This is a genomic window from Amycolatopsis sp. NPDC004378, assembly GCF_053602455.1.
Genome location: NZ_JBSGDR010000028.1, coordinates 16,523 through 39,892, shown reverse-complemented (window position 1 = coordinate 39,892; position 23,370 = coordinate 16,523). Strand labels below are relative to the sequence as shown.

The 23,370-nt window shown below is 71.7% G+C and carries 19 protein-coding genes; 10 read left to right on the top strand and 9 right to left on the bottom strand.

The annotated features are described in order from the left end of the window. Nucleotides 1-7 precede the first annotated feature (7 nt). Both ACWEN0_RS43815 and ACWEN0_RS43810 read left to right on the top strand, forming a co-directional pair. A complete protein-coding gene (locus ACWEN0_RS43815) occupies nucleotides 8-2,284 on the top strand; it encodes a glycosyl hydrolase family 95 catalytic domain-containing protein (protein ID WP_451986966.1) in 2,277 nt (758 codons plus the stop codon). Between the two features lie 88 nt (nucleotides 2,285-2,372). Beyond that, the gene (locus ACWEN0_RS43810) at nucleotides 2,373-3,281 is read left to right on the top strand and encodes a peptidylprolyl isomerase (RefSeq protein ID WP_451986964.1); all 909 of its coding nucleotides are present in this window, start codon (nucleotides 2,373-2,375) and stop codon (nucleotides 3,279-3,281) included. Between the two features lie 8 nt (nucleotides 3,282-3,289). Here the strand turns inward: ACWEN0_RS43810 and ACWEN0_RS43805 are convergent, their stop codons facing one another. The 5 genes from ACWEN0_RS43805 to ACWEN0_RS43785 form a co-directional block, all read right to left on the bottom strand. Further along, nucleotides 3,290-5,032: an FAD-dependent oxidoreductase gene (locus ACWEN0_RS43805; protein ID WP_451986962.1), complete on the bottom strand. Its 1,743-nt coding sequence runs from the start codon at nucleotides 5,030-5,032 to the stop codon at nucleotides 3,290-3,292. Continuing rightward, a complete protein-coding gene (locus ACWEN0_RS43800; RefSeq protein ID WP_451986960.1) occupies nucleotides 5,029-6,774 on the bottom strand; it encodes a maleylacetate reductase and hydroxyquinol 1,2-dioxygenase domain-containing protein in 1,746 nt (581 codons plus the stop codon). Before ACWEN0_RS43800 ends, ACWEN0_RS43805 begins: the two co-directional genes overlap by 4 nt. A 75-nt stretch (nucleotides 6,775-6,849) precedes the next feature. Beyond that, the gene (locus ACWEN0_RS43795; protein ID WP_451986958.1) at nucleotides 6,850-7,716 is read right to left on the bottom strand and encodes a helix-turn-helix domain-containing protein; all 867 of its coding nucleotides are present in this window, start codon (nucleotides 7,714-7,716) and stop codon (nucleotides 6,850-6,852) included. 55 nt (nucleotides 7,717-7,771) lie between these two features. Then, a complete protein-coding gene (locus ACWEN0_RS43790; RefSeq protein ID WP_451986956.1) occupies nucleotides 7,772-8,650 on the bottom strand; it encodes a PDR/VanB family oxidoreductase in 879 nt (292 codons plus the stop codon). A 1-nt stretch (nucleotide 8,651) separates the two neighbouring features. After that, nucleotides 8,652-9,290 carry a pyridoxamine 5'-phosphate oxidase family protein gene (locus tag ACWEN0_RS43785; protein ID WP_451986954.1) on the bottom strand — a complete coding sequence of 213 codons (639 nt, stop codon included), beginning with the start codon at nucleotides 9,288-9,290 and terminating at the stop codon, nucleotides 8,652-8,654. A gap of 67 nt (nucleotides 9,291-9,357) precedes the next feature. Here ACWEN0_RS43785 and ACWEN0_RS43780 point away from each other — a divergent pair, with 67 nt between their 5' ends. Beyond that, a complete protein-coding gene (locus ACWEN0_RS43780) occupies nucleotides 9,358-9,975 on the top strand; it encodes a TetR/AcrR family transcriptional regulator (RefSeq protein ID WP_451986952.1) in 618 nt (205 codons plus the stop codon). Nucleotides 9,976-9,982: 7 nt separating this feature from the next. Here the strand turns inward: ACWEN0_RS43780 and ACWEN0_RS43775 are convergent, their stop codons facing one another. The 3 genes from ACWEN0_RS43775 to ACWEN0_RS43765 form a co-directional block, all read right to left on the bottom strand. Further along, nucleotides 9,983-10,828 (bottom strand): phosphotransferase, encoded by an 846-nt coding sequence (locus ACWEN0_RS43775; RefSeq protein ID WP_451986950.1) that lies wholly within the window; start codon nucleotides 10,826-10,828, stop codon nucleotides 9,983-9,985. Between the two features lie 71 nt (nucleotides 10,829-10,899). Continuing rightward, nucleotides 10,900-11,706, bottom strand: a complete 807-nt coding sequence (locus ACWEN0_RS43770; RefSeq protein WP_451986948.1) for an NAD-dependent epimerase/dehydratase family protein — start codon at nucleotides 11,704-11,706, stop codon at nucleotides 10,900-10,902. A 26-nt stretch (nucleotides 11,707-11,732) separates the two neighbouring features. Further along, a complete protein-coding gene (locus ACWEN0_RS43765) occupies nucleotides 11,733-12,533 on the bottom strand; it encodes an IclR family transcriptional regulator (protein ID WP_451986946.1) in 801 nt (266 codons plus the stop codon). 152 nt (nucleotides 12,534-12,685) lie between these two features. On the opposite strand from ACWEN0_RS43765, the gene ACWEN0_RS43760 reads away from it, so the two are divergent. The 7 genes from ACWEN0_RS43760 to ACWEN0_RS43730 all read left to right on the top strand — a co-directional run bounded on the left by ACWEN0_RS43760 (nucleotide 12,686) and on the right by ACWEN0_RS43730 (nucleotide 23,211). Continuing rightward, a complete protein-coding gene (locus ACWEN0_RS43760; protein ID WP_451986944.1) occupies nucleotides 12,686-14,191 on the top strand; it encodes a sodium:solute symporter family protein in 1,506 nt (501 codons plus the stop codon). Nucleotides 14,192-14,240: 49 nt separating this feature from the next. Beyond that, nucleotides 14,241-15,176 (top strand): 5-dehydro-4-deoxyglucarate dehydratase, encoded by a 936-nt coding sequence (locus ACWEN0_RS43755; protein WP_451986942.1) that lies wholly within the window; start codon nucleotides 14,241-14,243, stop codon nucleotides 15,174-15,176. Then, nucleotides 15,176-16,432: a glucarate dehydratase family protein gene (locus tag ACWEN0_RS43750; RefSeq protein ID WP_451986940.1), complete on the top strand. Its 1,257-nt coding sequence runs from the start codon at nucleotides 15,176-15,178 to the stop codon at nucleotides 16,430-16,432. The genes ACWEN0_RS43755 and ACWEN0_RS43750 overlap by 1 nt, the downstream gene beginning before the upstream one ends. 4 nt (nucleotides 16,433-16,436) lie before the next feature. Next, a complete protein-coding gene (locus ACWEN0_RS43745) occupies nucleotides 16,437-17,582 on the top strand; it encodes a hypothetical protein (protein ID WP_451986938.1) in 1,146 nt (381 codons plus the stop codon). Beyond that, entirely contained in the window at nucleotides 17,579-19,033 is a 1,455-nt protein-coding gene (locus ACWEN0_RS43740; protein ID WP_451986936.1) for an aldehyde dehydrogenase (NADP(+)), read from the top strand. The genes ACWEN0_RS43745 and ACWEN0_RS43740 overlap by 4 nt, the downstream gene beginning before the upstream one ends. 283 nt (nucleotides 19,034-19,316) lie before the next feature. Continuing rightward, nucleotides 19,317-21,671 (top strand): polysaccharide lyase 8 family protein, encoded by a 2,355-nt coding sequence (locus ACWEN0_RS43735; protein ID WP_451986934.1) that lies wholly within the window; start codon nucleotides 19,317-19,319, stop codon nucleotides 21,669-21,671. Nucleotides 21,672-21,741: 70 nt separating this feature from the next. Continuing rightward, on the top strand, nucleotides 21,742-23,211 hold the full coding sequence (locus ACWEN0_RS43730; RefSeq protein ID WP_451986932.1) for a flavin-containing monooxygenase: 1,470 nt from the start codon (nucleotides 21,742-21,744) through the stop codon (nucleotides 23,209-23,211). Here the strand turns inward: ACWEN0_RS43730 and ACWEN0_RS43725 are convergent. Beyond that, nucleotides 23,202-23,324, bottom strand: a complete 123-nt coding sequence (locus ACWEN0_RS43725; RefSeq protein WP_451986930.1) for a ribosomal protein bL36 — start codon at nucleotides 23,322-23,324, stop codon at nucleotides 23,202-23,204. The genes ACWEN0_RS43730 and ACWEN0_RS43725 overlap by 10 nt on opposite strands. Nucleotides 23,325-23,370: the final 46 nt, after the last annotated feature.

Below are 23,370 nucleotides of genomic sequence, written 5' to 3'. Positions count from 1 at the left end.
GGTCGGAATGGACATCTCTCGCAGGACCGTGCTCGGCGGCGCGGTCGCCGGGATCGCCGCCGGCGCGGCCGGGCTCACCCCGGCGTTCGCCGACGTGCCCGGCAGCGACGACTTCGGCTGGGCCGGCTTCCTCGGCACCGCCGACCTGTACTGGCGGCGGCTGCCGAAGACGTGGTACGAGGGCCCGTTCCTGGGCAACGGGTTCCTCGGCTCCGGCATCTACGCCGAACCGGGGCAGAACGCGATCCGCTTCAACGTCCAGCACAGCCAGGTCCAGGACCACCGCCCGGAGTTCGGGTCGCTGTTCGGGCTGGCCCGGCTGCCGATCGGGTACTTCACGCTCGAGCCCGTCGGCGCCATCACCGCGATCGACTGGCGGATGGACCTGTGGAACGCCGAGCTGACCGGCACGATCACGACGGCGGTGGGCAGTCTGAGCCTGCGTGCCATTGTCCACACCGGACAGTCGCTGCTCGCCGTCGAAATCCGGCCGAGCGAAGGTGAACGCGGGTTCAAATGGGTGTTCCACCCGGCCGTCGCGGTCAGCCCGCGGGCCGACCCGGTGTGGGGCAAGCCGCCGCCCGCCGGCTACACGGCCAACCCGCCGGTCCAGCTGTCCGGCAGCGGGGACGCCCGGCTGGCCGTGCAGCCGCTGCTGGCCGGCGGCGAGCACGTGACGGCCTGGCGGGAAGTCACCCGTGGCGGCGCGCGGACGCTGTACACCTCGGTGGCGTGGTCGCACCCGGCGAAGACGTCGGTGGCGCGGGCCCTCTCGACCGTGCGTGCCGCGGTGCCGTTCGCTGCCCTGACGCAGGACCACCGGCGCTGGTGGCACGACTACTACCGGGCGAGCTTCCTGTCCATTCCGGACACCCGCCTGCAGAGCTTCTACTGGATCCAGCTGTACAAGGTCGCGTCGGCCGCGCGGCGGGAAGCGCCGGTGATGGCGACGTCCGGGCCGTGGCTGGAGAACACCCCGTGGCCGGCGACGTGGTGGAACCTCAACGTCCAGCTCGAGTACTGGCTGATCCACGGCTCGAACCACCTGGAACTCGACGCCGTCAGCTACGCGCTGGACAAGTACCGCGATCGGCTGAGCAGCCAGGTGGCGTCGCCGTACCAGGCCGACTCCGCGGGCATCCCGCGCACGACGGACATGACGCTGCTCAACGGCGTCTCGAACGCCACCAGCGGGTTTCCGGTCGGCGTCCCCGGGCAGGACCCACCCACGCCGGAGGTCGGCAACCTCACGTGGGCACTGCACAACGTCTGGCTGTCCTACCGGCACACGCTGGACCGGCGGCTGCTGGACGGCACCCTGTTCCCCTTGCTGCGCAAGGCGATCAACTACTACCTGCACTTCCTCGCCCCGGGCCCGGACGGGAAGCTGCACCTGCCGCCGACGTTCTCACCCGAATACGGCGTCGACGCGCCCGACTGCAACTACGACCTGTCGCTCATCCGCTGGGGTTGTAAGACGCTCCTGCAGACCGCACCCGGCGACCCGCTGGCGCCGAAGTGGCGCAACGTCCTCGCGACGCTCGTCGACTACCCGGCCGACGTCAACGGCTACATGATCGGCGCCGGCGTGCCGTTCGCGAAGTCGCACCGGCACTACTCGCACCTGCTGCAGATCTACCCGCTCTATGACGTCACCTGGGAGCAGCCGGAGCACCGGCAGATCATCGAGACGTCGCTGAACCACTGGGTCGGCTTCGAGGGCGCGCTGCAGGGCTACACGTTCACCGGGGCGGCGTCGATCTCGGCGCAGATGCTGCGCGGCGACCAGGCCGCGTTCTATCTGGGCGAGCTGCAGCGGCGCTACATCCAGCCGAACACGATGTACAAGGAGTCCGGGCCGGTCATCGAGACACCGCTGTCGGCGGCGAAGTCCCTGCAGGACATGCTGGTCCAGAGCTGGGGCGGGGTGGTCCGGCTGTTCCCGGCGGTGCCCGCCGCGTGGGGCGACATCGCGCTGCGGGACTTCCGCACCGAAGGCGCGTTCCTGCTCAGCGCGTCGCGGGCGGGCGGGAAGACGCGCTGGCTGAAGGTGCACAGCGAGGCCGGCGCGCCGTGCGTGCTGCGGCCGGGCATCGACGGCGACCTCGCGGTGACGGACGCGCGGGGCCGCGCCCGCCAGTGGCGTCGGCTCGCGAACGGCGACGTCCAAGTCGAACTCGGGCGCGGTGAGGACGCGTTCGTGTACCGGAAGGGCGATCGGCCGGACTTCGCGGTGCGGCCGGTCGAGCCGGGCGGGGCGAGCGCGCCGTGGGGGTTGCCGTGACACGCTGAGCCGCCGTGTCTCCTTTCCGGATTCCCGCCCGGGGAGGAGACCTTCGCGGCACAATGGGCGATTGACGAGGGGAGCGGGAATGAGCGAGCCGGGGGACCGACCGTACCCGCAGTGGCAGCCGCCCGTGCCGCCCGTGCCGCCGAAGAAGACGTCGCCCGCCGCCGTCGTGCTGATCGTCGGGTCGGTCGTGGTCGTGGTCCTGATGGCGCTCGCCTTCCTGGCCTGGGGCTATCCCGGGTTCCTGCGCGAGCCGGCCGGCCGGAGCGCCGTCGGGACCTGGCCGCCCGGAGGCAGGTCGGCGACGCTCGTGTCACCGCCGCCCACGACCACGGCTCCGAGTGCGCCGGTCGCGCTGCCGGGTGGGGAGCGGGCCGGGATGCCGAAGCGGTCCAGGCCACTGGCCGACCCGGTGACCTGCGCGTTCACCCCGGACCCGACGTCGCCGGCGCCGAAGAAGGTCGCGCTGCCGCCCGACGGCCCGGCGCCGTCGTCCGGCACGGTCCCGGCGCGGCTCGCGACGAGCGCGGGCCCCATCGGCCTGACGCTCGACCGCGCCCTGGCGCCGTGCACGGTGGTCAACTTCCTGAGCCTGGTCAAGCAGGGCTTCTACGACGGCACGGCGTGCCACCGGCTGTCCGTGGCGTCCGGGCTGCAGATGCTCCAGTGCGGCGACCCGGTCGGCGACGGCACCGGCGGCCCCGGCTACACGATCCGAGACGAGGTGTTCCCCGAGCTGACGTACGGCCGCGGCGTCCTGGCGATGGCGAAGACGTCCCAGCCCGACTCGGGCGGCTCCCAGTTCTTCCTGGTCTTCGGCCCGACGGAGATCCCACCGGAGTACACGGTCTTCGGCAGCATCGACGACCCGGGCCTGGCGGTGCTGGACAAGGTCGCCTCGGGCGGCGTCGACACATCGAAGTCCACGATCGGCGACGGCAGCGGCCCCCCGAAGACCCCAGTGACCATCACAGCCGCCTCAACCCCGTGACCGGCCCTTCAAGCACGGGACAGGAGGGACTTCAGGGCCCTTAGGAGGGTGGTTGCGGCGTCGGGGGTTGCGGTGGGGTGGCGCCAGGCGACGTAGCCGTCGGGGCGGATCAGGAGGCAGCCGTCTTCCGCTGTGGCGCTCAGGCGGGACCAGTCGCCGTAGGCGTCGCGGGCGCCGTCGTCGCCGATGCGGACCGTGCGCAGGTCCAGGCCCAGGTCCGCGCCCACCTTCGCCGCCGCGTCGCGCCAGGGCGTGCCCGTGAGGCCGGTCAGGACCGTCCAGCGGCCGCCGCCCACCAGGTCCAAAGTGGACACTCGACGGCCGTGCGGGCCGACCAGCCACGCGTGCGGGAGCTTCGCGCCCGGCTCGGTGCTCGGGCGGTGGAACAGCTCCGGGTCGCGGTCCGGGCGGGGCGGAGCGCCGTCGGGCAGCACGGCGGCCGAGGTGTAGCGCTGGTCCATCTCGACGCCGTGCGCGTTGAACTCGTAGTGCTTCAGCTCGATCGCCTTCTCCAGCTCACGCCGCTTCAGCGCGCCCTCGGCCGTCGGCGCGAGGCACGTCTCGAGGCCGGCCGTGATGCCGTCGGCGTCGGTGTCGCCCGTGATGCCCAGCGCGGCGAAGATCGGCCCGAACTGGTCACGGCTGAGGTTCGCCCGGTCGACGATCTGCTTGCCCACCGGCGCACGCTCGGCCGTGTAGCTGTCCAGCAGCCCTTCGCCCGCTTCGCCGCGAAGCACCATCGCGAGCTTCCACGCGAGGTTGTACGAGTCCTGGATCGAGGTGTTCGAGCCGAGCCCGTTGGACGGCGGGTGCCGGTGCACGGCGTCCCCGGCGCAGAACACCCGGCCGCTGCGGTACTCCGTCGCGTAGTTGTGGTTGACCGTCCACAACGACGTCGACGTGATCTCGACGTCCAGCGAGGCATCGCCGACGAGGTCGCGCACGAGCCGCGTCGCCTCCTCGGAATCCACCTCGGGCGGGTCCTGGGAGATGTCGTAACCCCAGGTCAGCAGCCATTCGTTCCACGGGCGCACCATCCGGACCAGGCCCATCCCGATCCCGCCGAGGTGCGCGCCCGGCCGCATCACCCAGTAGAGGACGCTCGGCCGGTGCGCCACGTACGGCGCGAGGTCGGCGGTGAACGTGATGTTCATGCTGCCGGCCTTGCCGGTCTGCCCGGCGATCGGCAGCCCGGCCTGCTCGGCGACGCGGCTGCGGGCGCCGTCCGCGCCGATGAGGTACTTGGCGCGCAACGTGAACTCGTCGCCGCGCACCCGGTCGAGGAACCGCGCGGTGACCCCGTCGGAGTCCTGCGTGAAGTCCAGGAACTCCGTGTCCAGCCGCAGTTTCGCGCCGCGCGCGGCGGCTTCGCTTGCGAGGATCGGCTCGAGGTAGGTCTGCGGCAGGTCGATCATGTGGCACGGGCTCGCCGCGGTGTACTCCGACGCCGACCGGTCGCCGGTGCCCCAGCTGGCGATCCGGCTGATCTCCGGCCCGGTCAGCGACGTGCAGAGCACGGTGTCGCCCATCAGGTCCGGCGGTGTCCCGACGGCGAGGGCCTGGTCTTCGACACCGAGGTCGCGCAGCACCTCCATGGTGCGCTGGTTGGTGATGTGCGCCCGCGGCGTGTTGGCCATCCAGCCGTACTTCGTGGCCAGGACGGTCGGCACGCCGTAGGTGGCGAGCAGCAGCGCCGCGGAGCCGCCCGCCGGGCCGCTGCCGACGACGAGGACATCGGTGTCGTAGCTCATTCGCTGCTCCCTGAGATCCGGAAGGTGAACTCGAGCCGCTGGTCGGCGAAGTCGACGATCAGGCCGTCCTTGACGCCGAACACGGTGTCGGAGTCGAGGTAGTCGCCGCCGGCCACGAACAGCTGCGTGATCAGCGTGCGGTAGCCGGGCTTGGCGATCATGAAGTGCACGTGCGGCGCGCGGTACGGGTGCCGGCCGACGGCGTTCAGCATCTCGCCGACCGGCCCGTCGGCGGGGATCGGGTACGCGCTGGGCACGATGGTCCGGAAGCGCAGCCGCCCGTCGGCGTCGGTGCGGAACCTCGCGCGCAGCACCGGGCCGTCGAGATCGGGCAGCTGGACGTCGTAGAAACCGTCCTCATCGGACTGCCAGACGTCGACGATCGCGTCGGCGACCGGCACGTCCGCCGTGTCGGTGATCAGGATGTCGGCCGACAAGGGCGTGCCCGGCAGGCCTTCCGCGATGTCGGCGCCCTGGGGGGTTTCCGGCGGTCCCTCGACGTAGAACGGGCCGAGCACGGCCGAGGGCGTCGTGTCCGGCGTCCGCGAGTTCGTCAGGACGTCGACGACGCTCGACACGCCCAGGGTGTCCGACAGCAGGATGAACTCCTGCCGCGTGTCGGTCGTGATGTGCCCGGCGCGGGTCAGGAAGCCGATCGCGTACTCCCACTCGTCCTGGGTGAGGTCGGTGCGGATCGCGTAGCCGTGCAGGGTCTCGACGAGGTCCGTGAGCAGCTCGCGGACACGGTCCGGCGCGCCCGCGAAGCTGTCGGCGACCTGTTTCGTCAGCGCCTTGAGGCTCGGCGGCGTGGCGGGCCGGGTGCCGTGCAAGGCCTGGCGAAGCAGGTCCGGTTCGCCCTCGATGTCGGCTTCGGTGAGACCCAGCTCGGCCAGCGAGTGCGGGATCGGGAGCGACGCGGCCAGCTCGAACACCTCACCGGCGTCCTCGACCCCCAGGTGCGCCATGACGTACGGCAGCAGCACGGCGTGGGTTTCGGCGTGCGGCAGGCCGAACTTCCCGCCCAGGTGGTGGCACAGCTTGTGGTGCAGGCCCATCGTGACGGCGTCGAGGCACGACCCCGCCAGCCAGGCACCGCGCAGCAGGTCGGTGCGAGCGTCCACATCGGACGGATCGGCGGCGATGCGCGGAAGGGCGTTCACGAGCAGCCGCTTGGCCTCCGCGGCGAACAGGTCGGTCATCGGGTTGGCGTCCGGCGCGTAGGTCGCTTCGACCGCGTGGGCCAGGGCGTTGAGCCCGCTGGCCGCCGAGAGGGGCACCGGCAGGGACAGCGTCAGGTCGACGTCGTAGAGGACGGCTTCGGGCCGGACCTTCGGGGTCTTCCGGGTGGTCTTGCGGCCGTCTGCGGTCTGGCCGAGGACCGACGTCAGCTCCGAGCCCGCGTACGTCGTCGGGACGATCAGCTGCGGCAGGTCGGTGTGCAGCGCGATCGCCTTGGCCAGTCCGGTGGCCGAGCCGCCGCCGATCGCGACGACGCCGTCGGCGTCGTGCTCCGCGACGACCTTGAGCGCGCGCTCGGTGACGTCGACCGGGGTGTGCATGGCGGGCTCCTCGAACCGCGCGGCCAGCCGAGAGCCGAGGGCCGCCGCGGCCCGGTCACCGAAGCGCGGCCCGCCGACCAGCAGCACCCGGCTCAGCCCGAGGTGGTCGGCTTCGTCGCCGAGGGTGCCGAGCGAGCCGAAGACCACCCGGACGGGGTTCGCGGCGTAGCTGAACGAGGTCATGCGACGCAGTATCCGGCGGCGACGAGCGCCGGTCCTGCACGTTCGTGCTGCCGGGCGGCACGAAACGCGCGTGCTTCAGCCTGCCCGGCGCAGCGCCGCGGGAGTCGTGCCGAGCTGCGCGCGCAGGACGCGCGTCAGGTGCTCCTGGTGGGAGAAGCCGCAGCGGGCGGCGATGTCGGCGATCGGGTCGTCGCCGGTGCGCAGCAACAGCCCGGCCTGCTCGACGCGCAGCCGCAGCAGGAACCGGTGCGGCGGGAGGCCGGTGCGCGCCTTGAACTGCCGCGAGAACTGGCTGACGCTCAGCCCGGCGAGCGCCGCCAGGTCGGCGAGCGGCACCGCCTCGGCCAGCCGTTCGGTCATCAGGTCGCGGACGCGCGCGAACTGGCGGTCCGTAAGACCCCGGGTGACGGGCGGGGAGACCGGCCCGGCGCGGTGCCGCCGGACGAGCTGCGCGGCGACGAGTGCGCCGAGCTGGTCGGCGTAGGTGCGGGCGCTGGGCTCCCAGTCGCGGACGACGCCGTCGAGGCTGAGCACCAGCTGTTCGAGCAGGGGATCCGAGCTGCCCAGCTCCTCGGCGAGCCGCACGGTCTCCCCGGCGGCCTCCTGGACGGCGTCGTCGTCGACGTAGACGTGCACGGTGTCGAGTTCGCCGCCGAGCTCGACGGACAGCTCGGCGTGCGACGGCTGCAGGAACAACCCGCCGACGGGCATCCGGCGGCTCTGTTCCCGGGGCGTCCCGACGCCGCGCCGGACCGTCACGGGCCCGTCGAGGTGCAGGATCAGCTGGTGGCTGCGGGCGGCGCCGAACTGCGCGCGATAGGGGCGTTCCCGCTGCTTGGAGACGTAGACCCGGTCCCAGCCGAGCCCGGCGCTGGTGCGTTCGGGCCGGACCCAGGGCAGCGCGAGGATGCCGTTGGTGTCGGCCAGCCCGAGTTCGCCCACGCCTGCCTCCTCGACGTCGAGGCTGTCCGCGATGGTACGCGAACCCGGTGGATCCTCAGACGTCCAGCACGAGCCGGGGCGACAGTGCGCGCGACACGCACGGGTACATCCGCCCGTCCGGCGCGCCGATGTCGTCGCGGTGCTCGGGGTCGCCGTCCAGCACCCGCAGTTCGCAGCTCCCGCAGACGCCCTCGCGGCAGCCCGGAGGCACCGGCTTGCCGGCGTGGTTCAGCACGTCGAGCAGGGATTCGCCGGCCGGGACCCGGAGGGTCTGCCCGGAGCGGGCGCACACCACCTCGAACGGGGTGTCCGGCCCGAAGACGCGCCGGGCCGGCTGGAAGCGTTCGGTGTGCACGCGGGGGAACAGTGCCTCGGCCGCGTCCACCATGGACGCCGGGCCGCAGCAGTAGACCTCCGCCGCCGGGAACTCCGCCGCCAGGGCCGCGAGGTCCGGCCGGTGGTCCAGCAGCCGCACGCGTTCGCCGTACGTGGCCGCGAGTTCCGCCGCGAACGGCATCGTCGAGGCCGACCGGCCCGCGTACACCAGGGTCGCCTCGGTACCGGCGGCCCGCAGCATCGGCATGATCGGCGTGATCCCGATGCCGCCCGCCACGAACAGGTACTCCGACGCTTCCACGAGCGGGAAGTGGTTGCGCGGCACCGAAACTTCGAGCGTGCGGCCAGGGCGCAGATAGAGGTGGACGTACTCCGAGCCACCCCGGCTGAGCGGTTCGTGCCGGACCGCGATCCGGTACGCGGAACGGTCCGACGGATCGCCGCAAAGGGAGTACTGCCGGGTCAGCCAGTTCGGCAGCGCGAGGTCGATGTGCGCGCCCGGCTCCCACGGTGCCAGGTCGCCTTCGTCGCCGCGCAGCACGAGGGAGACGACGTCGTCGGCGACGCGCTCGACGCGGTCCAGGATCGTCTTCTGCATGTCAGTACAGCTTCCGGTAGCTCTCTTCGAGGAGCTGCTCGAACACCGCCGGGTCGACGGCCACGCCCAGCTGGTCGGTGACGATCTCCCCGGCCGACGGCAGCTCCTCGGCCAGCGCCTGGCTGGCCGGGTCCCACAGCCGTGACCGCAGCAGCGCCCGGCCGCAGTGGAAGTACGCCTCGGCGACCTCGACGATGATCGCCAGGATCGGCGCCTTGGCTTCGGTGCGCATCCGGGCGAGCACGTCCGCGTCGTCGGTGACGTACGCGCGTCCGTTGACGCGCAGCACTTCCCGCACGCCGGGGACGAGGAACAGCAGGCCGACGCCGCCGTTTTCGGCGATGTTGCGGAAGGAGTCGGCGATCTTGTTGCCGGGCCGGTCGGGCATGGCGAGGGTGTGCTCGTCGAGCACCTTGACGAAGCCGGGGTAGTCGCCGCGGGGCGAGCAGTCGCCGCGGCCCGAAGCGTCGGACGTCGCCAGCGCGAGGAACGGCGAGTGCGCGATGAACCTCCGGGCGTGCTTGTCGACGTGGTCGAGCTTCTTGCCCTCGATCATCTCCTCGGGGGCGCCCAGCCGGCTCCTGACCTCGGCCATGGACACCCGGCGGTACCGGGTGTTCAGCGTGTTTGTGCTGGTCATGGCACAATTATGAGCAAATACTCAGATCTTGCGCTACTCGCTTTTCAGGCGTCAGGAGGGGGGCGACGTGACACCGGACCAGCGCCGCATCCAGCCACGTAAACAGCCGCGTCAGGTCCGCGCCGAGCTGACCCGGCAGCGGATCCTGACGGCGGCTGCTCACGTTTTCGGCGAGCACGGGTACGCCGCGGGCACCACGAACCGCATCGCCGAGCGGGCCGGGATCTCGATCGGCTCGCTGTACCAGTACTTCCCGAACAAGGACGCGATCCTCGCCGAGCTGCTCGTCCGCCACCTCGACAACGGCGCGGCGATCGCCGAACGGGTCCAGCGCGAAGAGCTGCCCGGCCCGATCGAGGAGATCTTCCGCCGCTTCGTCCGCGGCGCGATCGAAAGCCACCTCGACGAGCCCCGGCTGCTGCGGGTGCTGCTGGAGCAGGCGCCGAAGTCGACCGACGTCCTCGAGAAGGTCGAGCTGCTCAAGAAGCGCCTGGTCGCCTACCTTCGGGACCTGCTGGACGACCACCCCGAGGTCCGGGTCGCCGACACGGAGACGGCGGCCCGGCTGATCGTCACGACGGTCGAGCTGGTCGTCCACCAGCTCGTGGCCGACCACGAGCCGGTGGACTTCGGGAAGCTGGAGAACGAGCTGGTCGCGATGGTGACGCGGTACGTCAAGGCGTGAACCGGGCTCAGGCGTTCGCCCGGCGGAGGCGTTCGGCCGCCTGCTCGCGGACGGCCTCGCCGGACACCGGGGGATCGCCGTGCAGGGCTTCCCAGCGCGCGTTGTGCGCCGCCGCCCACAGGCTCGCCGCCCAGGCGACCTCCTGCTCCTCCGCGGTGAACCGGCGGCCCCGCAGGTCCTGGTAACGGGCGAGGAACGCGGCGGAGCTGTCGACCGGGGCCAGTGTCGGGGGTGACGCGCCGGCGAACGCCCCGGAGGCCGCGCCGGCGAGGGCCGCTTCCGGGTGCCACGCCAGGCTGTCCCAGTCGTGCACCGCCCGGACGTCGTCGTGCCAGCGGAGGTTCTGGGCTTCGAAGTCGGCGTGGCCCAGGACGCACGGCAGGTCCGCGGCCAGCAGCCGCTTCCGGGCCCGGGTTGCCGTCTCGACGATGTCCGCGGGCACGACGCTCTGGTCCCGTTCGTCGAGGAAGCCGATCGACGGCCACGGCCCGGGATCCCGGTGGTCCCACCGCGCCCAGGGCGGGTTCGGCAGCGGCGGCGCGACGTCCACGGTGGCCAGTTCGGTCATCAGGCGGGCGAACACCGCCGCGTACCGCGCGGCGACGTCCGGGGTGTCGCCGCGCAGGACGTCCCCGCCCGGCCGGAACTCCTCGGCGTGCACGGCGAGCCCGTCGACGACGGTGACCGCGGTGAGCGGCCGGGGACACGGGAACCCGCGCGCGGCCAGCTCGGCCTGCGCGGCGACGCAGGACACGGCCCGGCCGTCGTCCTCCCGGGCCTTGACCACGACCTCCCGGCCGTCGGCCAGCCGCAGCCCGGCCACCTCGGACGACGACCGGCGCTCGAACAGCACCCCGACGGGAGCGCTGCCCAGGTGCTCGGCGCACCACGCCGAAACTACCGGTCCCCGAAGCCGCTCGCCCGTCAGAGGGGGTTGAACTCGCCGAGCGGGGCGGTGCAGAACGGGCCGCCCACGTACTCCGCCGCGATCCCCGTCGGAGCGGGGCGAGAAGCCAGCTGCTCCGCGTACACCTCGGCGTTGTCGTGGGACTTGTAGCCCAGCGCCTCGGCCTCGGCCAGCGAGTAGATGCGGCGCGTGTTGTCCGAGACGCCCCAGATCAGCCGGTACCCCGGCGAAGGCGCCGAGAGACAGGCCTCGAACAGCCGCGCGCCGTCGTCCGGCGAAAGCCACGTCGTCAGGCCGCGCGGACCCAGCGGCAACGGCGTCTCGAAGCACGAGCCGATCCGGATGACGATCACGTCCATGCCGAACCGCGAGTGGTACAGGCTTCCCAGCGCCTCGATGGCCGCCTTGGAGACGCCGTAGTACGTGTCCGGCCGCGGCGAGGAGTCGGCCGGCAGATCCTCGTCGTTCCGCCGGAACCCGACCGCGTGGTTGCTGGAAGCCAGGACGACCCGGGACACCCCCGCCGCGCGGGCCGCCTCCAGGACCGTGTGCGTCCCGTTGATGTTGACGTCCAAGGTCGCTTCCCACGAGTTTTCGCGGCTGTGCCCGCCCAGGTGGATCAGCGCGTCGACACCTTCACAGGCCGCGGCCATCGCCGCGGCGTCGGTGACCGAAGCCGTCACGATCTCTTCGGAGGCGTCCGACGCCGTCTGGGGGGCCAGGTCGAGCAGGCGCAGCACACGGCCGTCGCGCTTCAAGCGGGGCCGCATCAGGGTGCCGACGACGCCCGCCGACCCGGTGATGAGCACGCGCTGGTCCGTCATGGATTTCCTCTCGGTAAGGGCGGCGGTCAGCGAATGCCGGCCCGGCGCAGCTGCTGCCCGAGCTCGGCGGTGGTTTCGGCGAGCAGCTCGCCGACGCGCTGGGCGTCGGCGTCGGTCACCTGGGAAATCGGCATCGAGCAGCTGATCGCGTCGGTGCCCGGGATCCGGTAGGGGATCACCGCGGCCACGCACCGGACGCCCAGCGTGCCCTCCTCGACCTCGGCGGCGTACCCGCGCTCGCGGGTCGCGGCGCACTCGGCGTGCAGGGCTTCGAGCGTGGTGATGGTGTTCGGGGTCAGTGCGGTCAGCGTCGCCGGCATCAGCGTCTCGATCTCGTCGTGCGTCAGCTCGGCCAGCAGCGCCTTGCCCAGCGCCGTCGCGTGCGTGGGCAGCGTGCGCCCGACGCGGGAGACGAGGTGCGTGGAGCGCTGCGACTCGCGCGTCTCCAGGTAGACGACCTCGGTGCCGTTGCGGCGCGCGAAGTGCGCGGTGAAGCCGGTCTTCTCCCGGATGCGCTCCAGCGCCTCGGTGGCGAACGGGACGACGGCGTCGCGGTCCAGGTACGCCGTGCCGCAGATCAGGGCGCGGACGCCGAGGCGGTAGCGGGCGGTGTTGGCGTCCGCCTCCAGCCAGCCGGCCTCCAGGAGCGTCCGCAGCAGGCCGTGCAGCGAGGAGCGCGGGAAGCCCGTGCGCGCGTGCAGGTCCGAGAGGGACAGCCAGACGTCGTTCGCCGCGAAGGTCTCGATGAGGTCGACGGCCCGGCGCGCGGACTTCACCCCCGACGATTCGGCGGGAGCACCCTCGGCCGTGTCCACCTTCTGCGGCATTTGTGCTCCTCCGTCCGGCCGTTGACTTGTGACTCCGGCCATATTAGCGTCCCGAACAACGTTCTTATGGATGAACATAATCACTATAACAGACTCCGTTCATAGATGTGAACAGTGACCCACATCGACGTGGACGCGGAAAGGAGCCTGCGGTGCACGCACTCGACTGGACGATGGTCTGCGCGTACTTCGCGCTGATGATCGTGATCGGCTGGTGGTCGCACAAACGGGTCAGCGACGTGAAGGACTTCTTCACGGCCGGCGGAAAGATGCCGTGGTGGCTGGCCGGCATCTCGCACCACATGTCCGGTTACAGCGCCGTGCTCTTCGTCGCGTACGCGGGCGTCGCGTACACCTCGGGCATCACCGTGTACTTCTGGGGCTTCGCCAGCATCGGCATCGGCGTGGGCATCGGCAGCTGGCTGTTCGCCGCGCGCTGGAACCGGCTGCGCTCGAAGCTCGGCGTCGCCTCGCCGCTCGAATACCTCGCCAAGCGGTACAACGTGCCGACGCAGCAGGCGCTCGCCTGGAGCGGCAGCCTGCTGAAGATCTTCGACATCGCGGCCAAGTGGTTCGCCGTCGCGACGCTGCTGCACGTCTTCGCCGGGCTCGACTACAACCTCGGCATCCTGATCACCGGCGCGGTCACCCTCGTCTACTGCACCATCGGCGGCCTGTGGGCCGACGCGCTCACCGACTTCGGCCAGTTCGTCATCCAGGCCATCGCCGCGATCGTGATGATCGTCGTCGTCCTCGGCAAGCTCGGCGGGATCTCCGCGCTCTGGACGATGTGGGACAAGCTCCCCGAGAACCACGTCGACCCCGTGACGTCCAAGTACACCACCATTTTCTTGCTGGTCTACGTGCTGGTGAAGACGCTGGAGTACAACGGAGGCATGTGGAACCTGGCGCAGCGCTACATGGCCGCGCCGAGCACGAGCGAGGCCCGGCGCGGCGCGCGGCTTTCGTCGGCGCTGTACCTTTTGTGGCCGCTGGTGCTGATGTTCCCGATGTTCGCCGCGCCGTTGCTCATCCCCGGCATCAAGGACCCGACGCAGTCCTACGCGATCATGACGACGACGTTCCTGCCGCCGGGCCTGGTCGGCCTGGTGCTGGCCGGGATCTTCTCGCACACCATGGCGATGGTGTCCTCCGACGCCAACGCGATCTCCGCGGTCATCACCCGCGACATGATCCCGGCGATGGTCCGCCGCACCCGGCAGTGGACCGACGTCCAGGGCCTGAAGGCCGCGCGGATCACCACCGTCGTGTTCGTCGCGCTGACCATGCTCGTGGCCACGCAGGCGCAGAACCTCGGCGGTGTGCTGCAGATCGTCGTCAACTGGGTCGCCGCGCTGATGGGCCCGATCTCCATCCCGCTGCTGCTCGGCATGCTGCCGTGGTTCCGCAAGTGCGGCCCGCGCGCGGCGCTCGTGTCCTGGGCAGGCGGCCTGATCGCCTACGCGCTCTGCTACTACGTCTTCAACGCGAACCAAACGGTGCTCATCGCGACGCCGATCCTGGTTTCGCTCGCCCTTTACGTCGGCCTCGGGCTGATCGCGCCCGAGCGCAGCGCGGCCGCCGATGAGATCGTCGACACCGTGAACACCGACGACGACGTCGACAGGATGAAGGAAGGCACGACCGTGCCCGCCTGAGGCAGGCCACACCCGGCCGAACCGAACAAGGACGAAAGAGCGGAAACTGATGGCACAGAACGAGATCGAGCTGGACGGCCTGCTGGCGTTCCCCCTCACCCCGTTCACCGAGGACCTCGAGGTCAACCTCGACGCGCTCGCGGAGAACGTGGAGAGCCACATCGCGGCCGGCGCCGGTGCGCTGTTCGTCGCGTGCGGCACCGGCGAGTTCAGCTCGCTCTCGCCCGAGGAGCACGCCGCCGTGCTCACCCGGACCCGGGAGGTGGCCGCCGGCCGCGTGCCGGTCTGGGTGGGCGCGGGCGGCGGCGCGGCGTCGGCTCGGGCCGGCGTCGCGGCGGCGCAGGCCGGGGGCGCCGACGGCGTCCTGCTGCTGCCGCCGTACCTGGTCACCGGGCCGCCGTCGGGCCTGGTCGACTTCGCCCGGTACGCCGTCGGCGACTCGTCCGTGCCGGTCATCGTCTACCACCGCGGCACCGGCGTGTACACCGCGCCGACCGCGGCGGCGCTGCTCGAGATTCCCTCGGTCGTGGGACTCAAGGACGGCTACGGCGACGTCGAGGTGATGACCCGGATCGTCACCACGATCCGCTCGCTCGACACCGATCGCGCGCGGGACTTCCTGTTCTTCAACGGCTTGCCGACCGCCGAGGTCTCGGCCAAGGCGTACGCGTCGATCGGCGTCGCCCGCTACTCCTCGGCGGTGCACTGCTTCGCGCCGGAGATCGCGCACCGCTTCCACCGCGCGCTCGGCGAGGGCGACACCCGCGTGATGGACGCGCTGCTGACCGGCTTCTACCTGCCGCTGGTGGCGCTGCGCGACGAGACGCCCGGCTTCGCCGTCTCGCTGGTGAAGGCCGCCGCCCGGCTGCGCGGCGACAAGGTCGGCCCGGTCCGGCCGCCGCTGGTCGAGCCGACGCCGGAGCAGATCCGCCGGCTCGAGAAGATCGTGGAGGACGGCTTCGTGACGCTGAAGGCGCTGGGCTGATGAAGATCCTCGATGTGGTGCTGACGCCGGTCGCGTTCGCCGACCCGCCGCTGCTCAACGTCATGGGCGTGCACGAGCCCTTCGCGCTGCGCAGCGTCGTCCAGGTGAAGTGCGAGGACGGCATCGTCGGACTCGGCGAGTCCTATGGGGACAGTGCGTTCCTCGGCGAGGTGCGGAAGGTGCTGCCGCAGCTGCGCGGCCACGACGTCTTCGACCTGCCCGGCCTGCAGCGGCTGGTCGCCGAGGCCCTGTCCGGCACGGTGCTGACCGACGCGCACGGCCTGATCGGCGGGTTCTCCATCCGCAAGACCGTGGCGAGCGTCTATTCGCTGTTCGAGGTCGCCTGCCTGGACGCGCAGGGCCAGTACCTCGGCCGGCCGATCACCGACCTGCTCGGCGGCAAGGCGCGTGACGCCGTCGAGTTCTCCGCGTACCTGTTCTACAAGTACGGCAAGCACGTCGACGGCCGCGAGGACACCTGGGGCGAGATCACCACGCCGGAAACCCTGGTGGGCTCGGCGAAGCGGATGATCGACGAGTACGGCTTCAGCTCGATCAAGCTGAAGGGCGGGGTGTTCGAGCCCGGCCAGGAGGTCGACGGGATCCGCGCGCTGGCCGAGGCGTTCCCGGGCCACCCGCTGCGGATCGACCCGAACGGCGCGTGGACTCCTCGGACCGGCATCCGCGTGGCCCACGAGCTCGACGGTGTCCTGGAGTACCTCGAAGACCCGACGCCGGGCATCGAAGGCATGGCGCAGGTCGCCGCCGAAGCGTCGATGCCGTTGGCCACCAACATGTGCGTGGTGAACTTCGGCGACATCGATCCCGGCTTCCGGGCGCGCGCCATCGGTGTCCTGCTGTCGGACCACCACTTCTGGGGCGGCCTGCGCGCGACGCAGTCGTTGTCGACGACGTGCGAGAGCTTCGGCGTCGGCCTGTCGATGCACTCCAACAGCCACCTCGGGATCAGCCTGGCGGCGATGGTCCAGGTCGCCGCGGCGACGCCCCATCTCACCTACGCCTGCGACACGCACTGGCCGTGGAAGGTCGAGGACGTCATCGAGCCGGGCGTGCTGGAGTTCCGCGAGGGCGCCGTCGCGGTGCCGACGACGCCGGGGCTGGGCGTCAAGCTGGACGAGGACGCGCTGGCCCGGCTGCACGAGAACTACGTCCGATGTGGACTGACCAAACGGGACGACGTGACCTACATGCGCCAGTACGTCGACGGGTTCGAACCGAACACGGCGAGGTGGTGACCCGGTGAAGGTGACCGGATACGCCTACCCCTGGGACGTCCTGGAGTCCGGGTTCGCCGCGCGCGCCCGGGATCTGGGTGTCGACGAGGTGGCCGTCGCGCTGTCGTACCACAGCGCTCGTGCGGCGACGCCGTGGTCGGCCGCGGGGACCGCGGTGATCGCGCGGCATGCGGCGTTCTACCGCCCGGTTCCCGACGGCTGGGGGACGCTGCGTCCGTCCACTCCGGACTGGGTCTCGCCGGAGGATTCCGGCGGTGACGCCGTACGGCTGCTCAACGACGCCGGGATCCCGGCCGCCGCGTGGATCGTGCTGACGCACAACTCCCAGCTCGGCTACGAGCACCCGGACGTCGCCGTGCGCAACTGCTTCGGCGAGAGTTACCCCTGGGCGCTGTGCCCATCACAGCCCGCCGTGCGCGAGTACGCGGCGAATCTGACGGCCGAGGCCGTCGCCGGGCTCGAGCTGGCGTCGGTGATCCTCGAAGCCTGCGGGCCGCTCGGCGTGGTGCACCAGCACCAGCACGAGAAAACCGACGGTGTCTGGGCGCCTGCCGTGGTCCGGCTGCTGTCGATCTGCTGCTGCGACGCCTGCGCTGCTTCGTGGGACGTCGACGCGGACACCGTCCGGGCCCAGCTCGTCGAGGAGGTTCGGCGGCTGGTCGCGACCGGCGACCTGGGCGTGACGGCCGACGACCTGCCGCCGTCGCTGACCCAGATGCTGCTGCGGGCCCGGCAGGCGGCCACCGACGCGCTGCGGGCCGCGGTGCTGGCGTCGCTGCCCGCCGGTGTCCGGATCGTGCTGCACGGCGCGCTCGACCCGTGGGTCACCGGCGCGCTGCCGGGACTGACGCCGTCCGCTGCGGACGACGCCGACGCCGTCGTGCTGTTCGGCTGGGCGCCCGCCACCGGGGCGGACGCCGTCGCCGCGGCCCGGGAGGCCCTGCCCGAGCGCGTGGCGATCGGCAGCTACATCACCGCGGTCGCCGCCACGCCGGTGCCGGACATCGCCGCCTACGTCGGCGAGCTGGCCAAGGCGGGCGCGGCCGAGCTGCACCTGTACCACCTCGGCCTGGCCGGGCCGGGTCGCTGGAGCGACCTGGCCACGGCCACCGCCGCCGCCCATGAAACCGAGGAGCTGTTCCACCCATGAGCCAGGCCACCGACGCCGCCACGCTCGAGAAGATCCTGGCGGGGGCCGCCGCGGCCGCCCGCCCCGCCGCCGCGGCCACCCCGGCCGAACGCGCCCGCTGGCTCGTCGCCGCGGCCGACGCCCTCGACGCCGCCGCGGACGAGCTCGTCCCGCTGGCCCACGCCGAGACGCACCTGCCCGCGTCGCCGCGGCTCGCGGGCGAGCTGAAGCGCACGACGTTCCAGCTGCGCCTGTTCGGCGAGGTGCTCACCGACGGCGAGTACCTCGGTGCCACCGTCGACCACGCCGACCCGGAGTGGCCGATGGGCCCGCGTCCGGACATCCGCCGCGTCAAGACCGCGATCGGCCCGGTGCTGGTGTTCGCGGCCAGCAACTTCCCGTTCGCGTTCAGCGTCGCGGGCGGCGACACCGCGTCCGCGCTGGCCGCGGGCTGCCCGGTGATCCTCAAGGCCCACCCGGGCCACCCGGAGCTGTCCGCGCTGACCGGCCGGATCGTGCGCGCGGCCCTGGTCGGCGCGGGCGCGCCCGAGGGCCTCTTCGACGTGATCTTCGGCCAGGAGGAAGGCGTCACCGCCCTGAAGGATCCGCGGATCGCGGCGGCGTCGTTCACCGGGTCGATCCCGGGCGGGCGCGCGCTGTTCGACATCGCGAACGCCCGGCCGCGGCCGATCCCGTTCTACGGCGAGCTGGGCAGCGTCAACCCGGTCGTCGTCACCGAGGCCGCCATCGCGGCGCGCGGGGAGGCCGTCGCGAAGGGGTATGCAGGTTCGTTCACGCTCGGCGCCGGGCAGTTCTGCACCAAGCCGGGCCTGCTGTTCCTGCCCGAGGACCACAACCTGACTTCGGCCTTGCAGGACGCGTTGGCCGGTGCCGCGGCGCAGCCGATGCTGAACGACCGCATCGCCGCCGGGTACGCCGACAAGCTTTCTTCGCTGAAGGAGGTCCCTGGCGTCGAGGTGGTGTCTTCGTCGGAGTCTTCGTCGCCCGCGTTCACGCCGACCCTGCTGGCCACGACCGGCAAGCAGTTCCTCGAAGGCGGCGACACCGTGCACGAAGAGTGCTTCGGCCCGGCGTCGCTGATCGTCACCTACGCCGACCAGGCCGAGCTGCTGCGCCTGCTCGACGTCATCGAACCGGGGCTCACCGCCACGATCCACGGCGAGGAGTCCGATGTGGACTGGATCCGGCCGGTGCTGCCGGCCCTGGGCCGCATCGCCGGGCGGCTGCTGTGGAACGACTGGCCCACCGGCGTCACGGTGAGCTGGGCCCAGGAACACGGCGGCCCGTACCCGGCCACGACCGCCCCGACCACGACGTCCGTCGGCACTGCGGCGATCGAGCGCTTCCTGCGCCCGATCGCGTGGCAGGGCTTCCCGGACGCGCTGCTGCCCGAACCCCTGCAGGAGGCCAACCCCTGGCAGCTGCCCCGCCGCACCGACGGCACCCGCTGATTGCCCGACCCCCGCGGGGGCGCCCCCCGGTTTCCACTCTACCGTGCGGCACCGACAGGTTTCGGCGCCGCTGAACCCGGCGCAACCGAGTCCGGCGCAACCGAGTCCGGAGTCACCGAGTCCGGAGTCACTGCGCCGGAGCCACGCAAGCCCGCGGGGGCGCCCCCCGTTTCCAGCCTATCGCTCGGCACCGACAGTTTTCGGTGCCGAGCGCCGAATCCGCCGCCGTACAACTGAATCCCGTTCCCCGTAAGCCGAGGATGTCTTCCTGGGAGGCATTGCCATGCCCGTGAACCGGAGAAACGCCCTGCGCGGCGGCGCCCTGGCGGCCGCCTCCACCGTGTTCCTCACCCGTCCGGTGTTCGCTTCGGCGGCCACCCCTGCGGTGCCCGCCGCCGCGAGCGGGGTGCCGGTGGCGACCGCGCCGATCGTCGCCGCCTACCGGCAGTTGCAGACCGGCATCAACCGGCCGTCGCCCGAGCGCACCCAAGCGCTCGCCAACCTCGGCCGGGTCGCCAAGGCGTACAACGCGAGCATGTCCGTCGCCGGCGGTGGTGCTCCACTGTGGACGGATCTGCCGCTCGGCCCGGGCAGTGACTACACGACGTCGATGTACGCGCGGCTGCGCGCGATCGCCGTCGACTGGGGCACGCCGGGCGGTGCGCTGTCCGGCGACCCGGTGGTGCTCGACCGGATCAAGGCGGCGCTCGAGCTGATCCACGCGAGCCAGTACAACGAAAACGTCGGCGAGATCGGCAACTGGTACACCTACGAGATCGGCGTCCCGTACTACGTGCTGCACACGCTGTCGGTCGTCGCCGACCAGCTGAGCGCCGAGCAGCTGGCCCGGTACGTCAGCCCGATCAAGCGGTTCGTCGGCAACCCGAACGTCCGCGCGAACAACACCTCGCTCGTCGAGACCGGCGCCAACCGCGCCGACAAGGCCCTGATCTCCATCGTCGCCGGCGCGCTGATCGGCGACACCGCGTGGATCAGGACCGGCATCGACGCGCTCACCGACGTCGCGGGCGGGGGCGCGGCGAGCGTCGTCGCGAAGCTGGACCGCGCGGCGGGCGACGGCTTCCACGTCGACGGCTCGTTCATCCAGCACGACACCATCCCGTACCCCGGCCACTACGGCATCGTCCTGCTCACCGCCCTGGCCGGCGCCATCCACGTCACCGCGGGCACCGAGTACGCACTTCCGCAACCGCTGAAGGACAAGATCTACGCGCTGGTCGCGGACAGCTTCGCGCCGTTCGTCTACGCGGGCGCGCTGATTGAGCCGGTGCGCGGCCGGATGTTGTCGCGTCAGGGGGAGACCGGCCACGACATCGGCCACCAGCTCACCGTCGCGACCCTCGTCCTGGCCCGCACGGCGTCGGGCAAGACGAAGACCGACCTGAACGCCCTCGCCGCCAAGTGGATCAAAGAAGGCACCTACGCGCCGTTCCTCGAAATCCCGGACCCCGAACGGTTCGCGCCCGGCCCGGACCTGGTGGCGACGCCGGGCATCGAGTTCGCACAGGACATGCTCGCCTCGGGTGCGCGCCCGGCCCGGGTCGTCGCGACGCACCGCGTCTTCGGCCAGCAGGACCGGATGCTGCACGTCACCGACGACTGGTCGGCGTCCCTGGGCGTCAGCTCGACGCGGATCTCGCGCTACGAGTCCATCAACGGCCAGAACCTCAAGGGCTACTACGTCGGCGACGGCGTGCTCTACACGTTCCTGCCGAACGCCAAGGGCCACTACACCGACGCCTACTGGCCGACGGTCGACCCGCTGCTCCTGCCGGGCACGACCGAGAACGACGGCCCGCCCGACCCGAAGTTCGGCGGCGTCCCGGTGGGCCCCAACACCCACACGGGTGGCGTCCGCTGGGACGACAGGCACGGCGCCTTCGCGCTGGACTTCAAGTCCTGGGACGGCTCTCTGGTCGCCAAGAAGTCGTGGTTCTTCACGCCGAACGGGATCGTCTGCCTCGGCGCCGGGATCACCGGCACGTCGGCGTCGAACGTGCGCACCACGATCGAAAACCGCAACCTGGGCGAAGGCGGCCGGGGCACGCTGCTCGTGGACGGCCGCCGTGTGCCGGCCGATCTCGGGAAAGCCGCCGCGCTGCGGCCGCACTGGGCGCACTTGGAGAACGTCGGCGGGTACGTGCTCCTGGACGACGCGTCGGTGACGGCCCTGCGCGAGGACCGGACCGGCGCGTGGCGCGACATCGACACCGGCGCCAACACCAAGGGCACGACGACGCCGAACACCCGCCGGTACCAGAAACTGGTGCTGGAGCACGGCGTGAAGCCGGTCGACGCGACCTACGCGTACGCGGTGCTGCCGGGTGCTTCGGTGGTCGGGACGCTCACCGCGTCCTGGGCGTGGCGGGTGCGGGCCAACACCGCGACGGTCCAGGCCGTCCAGACCGGGGACACCCTGCTGGCGAACTTCTTCGCGGCCGGTTCGGTCGGGGACGTGCGCGTGTCCGGGCCCGCGTCGGTCGCCCTCGGATGGCGTCAGCTGGCCGTTTCGGACCCGACGCAGACGCAGGACAGCGTGACGGTGACGGTGCACGGCAAGCCCGTGGTGGTGCCGCTCAAGGGCACCTTCGGCGCGACGAAGGTCGTGCGGTTGTAGCGGTGCTTCCCCGCCGGGCCGGTGCCCCGACCCGGTCCGGCGGGGTCCCCAGCTCGGTACGCTGGCGGTCATGACCACCGCCGAGCACGTGGACGTCCTGATCGTGGGCGCCGGCCTGTCCGGCGTCGGCGCGGCCTGCCGGCTCCAGGAACGGCTGCCGGGCAAGACGTACGCCGTGCTCGAGGCGCGCGACACGATCGGCGGCACCTGGGACCTCTTCCGCTATCCGGGCGTCCGGTCCGATTCGGACATGTTCACCCTCGGCTACCCGTTCCGCCCGTGGAAGGACCCGAAGGCCATCGCCGACGGGCCGTCGATCCTGGCCTACATCCGCGAGACGGCGGCCGCGCACGGTGTGGCCGGCCGGATCCGCTTCGGCCACCGCGTGGTGCGGGCGTCGTGGTCGTCGCCGGACGCGCTGTGGACGGTCTCGACGGCGCACGGCGCGACGTTCACCTGCCGCTTCCTGTACCTGTGCAGTGGTTACTACTCCTACGAATCCGGGCACGTCGTCGACTTCCCGGGTCGTGCGGAGTTCGCGGGCGCGATCGTGCACCCGCAGCACTGGCCTTCGGGCTTGGACTACGCCGGCAAACGCGTCGTGGTGATCGGCAGCGGCGCGACGGCCGTGACCCTGGTTCCGGCGATGGCGGGGGAGGCGGCCAGCGTGACGATGCTGCAGCGCTCGCCGTCCTACATCGTGGCGCGGCCGGGGCGCGACGCGCTCGCCGACCGGATCCGCGCGCACCTGCCGGAGAGGCTCGCGCACCGGCTGGTTCGGGGCAAGAACGTCGTCATGGGGACGGTGTTCTTCCAGCTCATGCGGCGGCTGCCGGAGAAGGCGTCGCTGGCGCTGCGCAAGCGCGTGGCGGCGCAGTTGCCGGCGTCGATCCCGGTCGACCCGCACTTCGTGCCGGACTACCACCCCTGGGACCAGCGGCTGTGCCTGGTCCCGGACGCGGACCTGTTCCGGGCGTTGCGGTCGGGCAAAGCGGACATCGTGACGGACCGGATCGAGCGGTTCACGCCGTCCGGGGTGCTCTTGTCCTCCGGACGCTCCCTCGAAGCGGACGTCATCGTGACGGCGACCGGGCTTCGGCTGGTCGCGTTCGGCGGGATCGAGCTGACCGTCGACGGCCGGGCGATCGAGCCGGGGGAGCAGCGCGCGTACAAGGGCATGATGTTCGGCGGCGTCCCGAACCTGGCGTGGTGCGTGGGTTACACGAACAACTCGTGGACGTTGCGGGCGGACCTGACGTCGCAGTACGTGTGCCGCCTGCTCGCGCACCTCGACCGCCACGGGTACGCGTTCTGCCTGCCGGACGCGGCTTCGGCGTCGACGGCGGGCCGGCCTCGCCCGATCGTCGACCTGGCCTCGGGGTACATCAAAAGGGCCGCCCCCGGCCTGCCGAAGCAGGGCGAGCGGCGGCCCTGGATGATGCGCCAGAACTACCTGCTGGACTTCGCGGACATGCGCTTCAACCGCGTCGACGACGGGGTGATGCGCTTCCGCCGTGCAGCAGCGCCGAGTCAGCCCTGACGAGCCTTCAGGCGCGGGTTGTCCTTGTTGATCACGACCACCTTCGCCCCCCGGCGGATGACCTGAGCACCCGGCTGGCGGGCGAGCGAGCGGATCGAGCTGCGGACCTTCATGGCGAGCCGTCCTTCCTGGGGAACTGACCCCACGCCCTCCTCAACC